Source organism: Lysobacter enzymogenes, assembly GCF_017168095.1.
Classification (GTDB): Bacteria; Pseudomonadota; Gammaproteobacteria; order Xanthomonadales; family Xanthomonadaceae; genus Lysobacter; species Lysobacter enzymogenes_D.
This window is the reverse complement of record NZ_LXSD01000340.1, coordinates 1-6333: the sequence shown is the minus strand read 5'-3', so window position 1 is coordinate 6333 and position 6333 is coordinate 1. Positions and strand designations below refer to the sequence as shown.

At 70.6% G+C, this 6333-nt stretch carries 2 protein-coding genes and 1 pseudogene; 2 read left to right on the top strand and 1 reads right to left on the bottom strand.

Features of this window, described 5'->3' with window-relative positions; translation table 11 throughout:
* Positions 1-451: 451 nt before the first annotated feature.
* Complete coding sequence (locus A7A76_RS12490) at positions 452-2572, top strand: M13 family metallopeptidase (protein WP_428995139.1); 2121 nt, start codon at positions 452-454, stop codon at positions 2570-2572.
* Positions 2573-2941: 369 nt separating this feature from the next.
* On the top strand, positions 2942-4957 hold the full coding sequence (locus A7A76_RS12485; RefSeq protein WP_206411492.1) for a M13 family metallopeptidase: 2016 nt from the start codon (positions 2942-2944) through the stop codon (positions 4955-4957).
* Between the two features lie 238 nt (positions 4958-5195).
* Here A7A76_RS12485 and A7A76_RS12480 read toward each other — a convergent pair.
* Positions 5196-6333: pseudogene (locus A7A76_RS12480) on the bottom strand (hypothetical protein); the annotation flags it as partial.

The following is a 6333-nucleotide window of genomic DNA, read 5'->3' as shown; positions in this document are numbered from 1 at the left end:
TGCGCGCCGATCCGCCAATCGGGCACGACCGCCGGGCGAACCGACCGGGCCGGCGGGCCAGGTGGGGCGGCCGAACCGGCACCGCCCATGCGACCGCCTGCGCAAGACCGGCGGCGCCCAACCGGCGCCGCCGAGCCAGCCGCAGCGAACCCGCGCTTGCCGCCAGGCACGCCGCTCACCCCGCGGCGAGGGCCGAAAACTCGAGGCTCCCGCGCCTGCCGCCCAGCCCCGCACCCCGGCGTTCCGCCGCGTCTCCCAGTCCGCCAGCGGCCCCGGCGAACATTACCGAACCGTCACACATGACCTTCGACACCCTGCGCGCGCGCCGGCCGGGACTATCGTCCGCCCGGTGCCCGGGCCGCGCGCGTCGTGCCCGCCGGCGACGCGCCGACCCAGAATCGGCCACAATCCCGCACTGTTTCTCGCCTACGCCTTACGGCCGGAGCCCGCTGTGACCCTCAAGAAACCGCAAGTCCTGTTGCTGTCCGTCGCCATCGCCACCGCCGTCGCGGCCTGCGGCGGCAAAACCGAAGCCCCCGCGCCGACCGCTCCGGCCGGCGACCAGGCCGCCAAGCCGGCCGAAGCCGCCACCGCGCTCAAGCTCGACGAGAGCAAGCTGCAGAAGGTCAACCGCTTCGAGATCGGCGACCTGGACAGCAGCAAGGACGCCTGCGTCGACTTCGCCGGCTACGCCAACGGCAAGTGGCTGGCGGCCAACCCGATCCCGGGCGACCGCACCTCCTGGGGCGCGTTCGAAATGCTCGACGAGCGTTCCAACGACGTCCAGCACCAGCTCGCCGAGCAGGCCGCGGCCGACACCAAGGCCACCGGCGTGGAGAAGATCGTCGGCGACCTGTGGGCCACCGGCATGGACGAGGCCAAGGTCAACGCCCAGGGCATCGAGCCGCTGAAGGCCGACCTGGCCAAGATCGACGCCGTCGACAGCCCCGAGAAGATCGCCGCCTACCTGCGCGACACTGCGGCCACCGGCGACAACCCGCTGTTCGACTTCGGCGCCCAGGCCGACTTCAAGGACTCGGCCAACAACATCGCCTACGCCACCCAGGGCGGCCTGGGCCTGCCGGACGCGCCGTACTACACCGACGCCAAGTTCAAGGACAAGCTGGCCGCGTACGAGCAGCACATCGCGAAGGTGCTCGAGCTCGGCGGCGCTAAACCCGAAGACGCGGCCAAGCAGGCCAAGGACGTGATCGCGTTCGAGACCCGCCTGGCCAAGGCCTCCAAGACCCGCGAGCAGCTCTCGCGCGACGTCTCGCTGTACTACAACCCGATCAGCCCGGCCAAGGCCGACGAGCTGACCCCGAACTTCTCCTGGACCAAGTTCTTCGAAACCCAGGGCGTGGCCGCGCCGAAGATGTTCTCGCTGGCGGTGCCGGGCTTCCACGAGGAAGTCAGCAAGATGATCGCCGACACCCCGGCGAGCGCCTGGCAGGCCTACCTGCGCTTCCACACCATCGACGGCGCCTCGCCGTTCCTGTCCGACGCCTTCGTGCAGGAGAACTTCAACTTCTACGCCAAGACCATGCGCGGCCAGAAGGAGATCAAGGACCGCTGGAAGCGCGTGCTGGCCACGGTCGAAGGCCAGGCCGGCGAAGCGATGGGCCAGTTGTACGTCAAGGTCGCCTTCCCCGCCGAGTCCAAGCAGCGCATGCAGGCGCTGGTGGAGAACCTGCGCCAGTCGCTGAAGTCGCGCATCGAGAACCTGTCGTGGATGAGCGCCGACACCAAGAAGAAGGCGCTGGAGAAGTGGGCCAGCTTCACCCCGAAGATCGGCTACCCGGACAAGTGGCGCGACTGGAGCGGCCTGAAGACCGGCCGCGACAGCTACTACGCCAACGTCAAGGCGGCCAACGAGTTCAACTACAAGTGGAACCTGAGCAAGATCGGCAAGCCGGTCGACAAGACCGAGTGGGGCATGAGCCCGCAGACGGTCAACGCCTACTACAACCCGCTGCAGAACGAGATCGTGTTCCCGGCCGCGATCCTGCAGCCGCCGTTCTTCGACCCCAAGGCCGACGACGCGGTCAACTATGGCGGCATCGGCGCGGTGATCGGCCATGAAATGACCCACGGCTACGACGACCAGGGTTCGCGCTTCGGGCCGACCGGCAACATGGAAGTGTGGTGGGCGCCGTCCGACGCCAAGGCGTTCTCGGCCCTGACCGGCAAGCTGATCAAGCAGTTCGACGGCTACACCGCGATCGGCGGGCAGAAGGTCAACGGCACCCACACCCTGGGCGAGAACATCGCCGACCTCGGCGGCCTGGCCACCGCGTACGACGCGATGAAGAAGGCCGCGGGCGACACCCCGGACCCGAAGACCGACGGCCTGACCCGCGACCAGCGCTTCTTCCTCAACTGGGCCACGGTGTGGCGCCGCAACTTCACCCCGGACGAGGAGAAGATGCGCCTGCAGACCGACGAGCACGCGCTGGCCAACTTCCGCGCAATCGGCGCGCCGTCGAACCTGCCGACCTTCGCGGCGGCGTTCTCGTGCAAGCCGGGCCAGCCGATGGTGCGCGAGGGCGACAAGCAGGTGATCATCTGGTGATCGCCGCGGCGCGCGATTGGCGCCGGCCTTGATGCATCGACGAAGGCCCGGGGATTCCCGGGCCTTTGTTTTTCTTCGGGGTTCGGGGTTCGGGATTCGGGAGCCGGGAGTCCCGACCGGCAGGTCGCGATGCACCTCCAAGAACGTCATCCCCGCGAAGGCGGGGATCCAGAGACTTCAGAGCCATGTCGCGATGAAGCCCTGGATTCCCGCCTTCGCGGGGATGACGGCGAGCGAGCGGCACGGCGCCGTGACGGCTCCCGCCCCCCCCCAATTCCCGACCCAAATCCCCGATCCCCATCCCAACCCCGTTCACCGCCATCCCACGCCGGATTGTTAAACTCCCGCATCCTCCGGATGGACTACGCGATGCTGACCCTACGCCCGCTTGCCTGCGCCCTCGCCCTCAGCCTCCTCGCCGGCCTGGCCTCGCCCGCCGCCGACGCCGCCAAGAAGAAGGCCGCGCCCAAGCCCAAGGCTCCGGCCGTCGCCAACGCCTGCACCGATTTCTACGCCAACGCCAACGCCGACTGGCTGCGCGCCAATCCGCTGTCCGGCGCCGCCTCGGTCTCGGCGCTGGAGACCCTGGCCGGCAACGCCCGCCGCCAGCAGCTGGAACTGCTCAACACCGCGATGAGCGCGCCGCAGGGCAACGTGCAGAAGCTGCTCGGCGACTTCTGGGCCAGCGGCCTGGACGAGGCCGCGGTCGAACGCGACGGCTCGCAGCCGATCGCCCCGCTGCTGGGCCGCATCAACGCGATCAAGAAGTCCAAGGACATCCCGGCCTCGATCGCCGCGCTGCACCAGGTCGGCATCCCGGTGCTGTTCAATTTCGGCGCCGACATCGACCTCAAGGACCTGGAACGCCACATCGGCTACTTCAGCCAGGGCGGCCTGGGCCTGCCGGATCCGGCCTACTACACCCGCACCGACAACGACACCCGCCAGCTGCTGGCGCAGTACAACGTCTACGTGCAGAAGATCCTGACCCTGACCGGCACGCCGAAGGACAAGCTCGCGGCCGAGTCGCAGCTGGTGATCGACCTGGAAACCCGCCTGGCGCGCGCCTCCAAGCCGCTGTCGGCGCTGCGCGATCCGGTCGCCAACTACGCGCCGGTCGCCACCGCGAGCCTGGGCAAGACCTACAAGCGCCTGCAGCTCGGCGATTTCCTCAAGGCCCAGGGCGTCAGCGACGACAGCGTGTCGATGGCCAACCCGGCGCTGTTCGCCGAGATGGACAAGCTGATCGACCAGCTCAAGCCCGAGCAGTGGAAGACCTACCTGCGCTGGCGCGTCGGCGATTCGATGGCGCCGTACCTGGCCAAGAGCTTCCGCGACGCCGAGTTCGATTTCCGCGGCAAGATCCTGCGCGGCCAGCGCGAGCAGCCCGCGCGCCAGCAGGCCGTGCTCGACGCGATCACCCTGGCCGCCGGCCCGATGGTCGGCCACGAGTACGCCGCGCGCTACCTGCCCGCCGCCACCGACCAGCGCGCCGAGCAGATCGCCCAGCAGGTGCGCGAGGCGCTGGCCAAGGCCATCGACGCCGACACCCGCTTCAGCGACAGCGCCAAGAACGAGGCGCGCGCCAAGCTGGCCAAGCTCAAGATCGAGATCGGCACGCCCAAGCGCGACCTGGACTACACCGTGCAGCCGATGGGCCGCGGCAGCTTCGGCAGCAACATGCTGATCGCCTCGACCTGGCGCCACCGCGAAGAGATGAAGCGCATCGGCCGCGGCAACGCCGACCGCCGCTGGGACGTGCTGCCGCAGGAGCCGTCGCTGGCCTACGACATCGCCCAGAACCGCCTGATCGTGACCGCGGCGATGCTGCAGGCGCCGGTGCTCGACATGAGCCGCGGCGACGCCGCGCAGTACGGCGCGTTCGGCGCCCTGGTCGGCGCCGAGCTGACCCACGGCTTCGACAGCCGCGGCCGCTACGTCGACGCCAAGCAGGAAGTGCGCGACTGGTGGACCCCGACCGAAGTCGCGGCCTGGGACGCGATGACCGCGCGCGTGGCGGCGCAGTACAGCGCCGAATCCTGGCCGGGCCTGAGCTCGGTCAAGGTCAACGGCCAGCAGGTGCGCGAAGTCGCCATCGCCGACCAGGCCGGCGTCGAACTCGCCTGGGCCGCATACCGCGCCGCGCAGCCTGCCGCGACCAAGGACGCCAACCAGTCGTTCTTCAAGGCCTGGGCCGGCGTGTGGGCGCAGCAGCTGAGCGCGGAAGCGGCGGCGCAGCGCGCGGCCACCGGCATCTACGCGCCGGGCCAGTGGCGCACCAACATCCCGCTGTCGAACCTGTCCGCCTTCGGCGAAGCCTTCGGCTGTAAGGCGGGCACGGCGATGGTGCGCAAGGCCGACCAGCAGATCAAGGTGTTTCCCTGATCCTGGCTGGGGTGCATGAGCGATGAAAAAGCCCGGCGCATGCCGGGCTTTTTCTTTGCCGCGGATCGCGAGAAAGACGGGGCGCTACCTGTAGGAGCGGCGCGAGCCGCGACCGCGACAACGCAACGACGACGCAGCTTTCGGCGTAGTTGGGTTGTCGCGGTCGCGGCTCGCGCCGCTCCTACAGGGGATACCAAATCGCGTCGGCATGCCCGCCGCGCTGCGGGCCGCGAAAGCCTCACTGCAAGCGCACCCGCCGCACCTGCGAACTTTCGGTCCCGATCGCCACCGCCCTGCCCTCGTCGTCGAACAGCACCAGCCGGTCGTCCTGCTCGCGCGCGCGCAGCCGCGCCTGCGGCCAGTCGAGCTGGGCCACGCAGCGCGCGTTGGCGTCGCTGCCGCGGCGGATGAGGCAGGCGCGCAGGCGCCGGGCGCCGAGCAGCAGCACCAGGAAACCGCGCGCCAGCGGGATCGCTTCGGCATCGCAATCGCCGGGCTCGGCCGGCTCCAGCTCGATCGCGCACTCGCGGCCCTGCATGCGGAAGGAAAACCGCACGCGGCCCGAGGCCTCGATCTCCACCCGCGGATCGCTCGCCGCGCCGTGCGGGTCCAGCAGCGTGCCGCCGGCGTCCAACTGCACCGGCTCGCGCGACACCAGCGCGCGTTGCGGCGCGGTGCGGTAATGCCAGATCGCGGTCGCGCCGCGGCCGGCGACCAGGAACAACTCGTCGTGGCGCAGGAACCGCGCCTGCACGATCTGCCCGCCGAGATCGCCGACGCTCCACAGCACGTCCAGCGGCCGCGCGCCCGCATCCGCCGGGCCCGCGTCGAGCGCGACGATGCGCTGCGCCGTCGCCGCCGACCAGGCGATGCCGTCGAAGCGGTCGGCGAAGAACTGCAGCGGCATCGCGCCGAGGTCGTCGATGCCGTGCCGGGTCAGGTCGAGCCGGGCGATGCGCCAGACCGATTCGCGCCTGGCCAGGGCCAGCGCGACTTCGCCGCTGTCGCCGAGCACCAGCCGGTGCGCGGGCACCGCGTAGCGGCGCAGGCAGCGGCCGCCGGCGTCGTACACCGCCACGCCGGCTTCGCCGAACGCGGCCAGCCAGCGGCCCTCGCCGAGCGCGGCCAGGTCCAGCGGCGCCTGCAAGCCGGCGGGTTCGTCGATGCCGATCGACAAGGGCTCGCGCCGGTCCCACAACGGCGCGTTCGGCGCCGCCGGCGGCGTCGCCCAGCGCGGCAGGTCGGCGGCCAGCCAGGGATCGTCGGCGAGCCGCAGGATCCGGTCCAACTGCGCGTGATCGAGCGCATTGGCGCCGCCGGCGCGGTCGGCGGCCAGCGCCGGCAGCGTGCGCGCGGCGATCCGCGCCAGCGCCGGG

Bases quoted from the DNA above. Each gene is read 5' to 3' on its own strand.
- A7A76_RS12485 (WP_206411492.1), top strand. From the start codon at position 2,942: ATGCTGACCCTACGCCCGCTTGCCTGCGCCCTCGCCCTCAGCCTCCTC.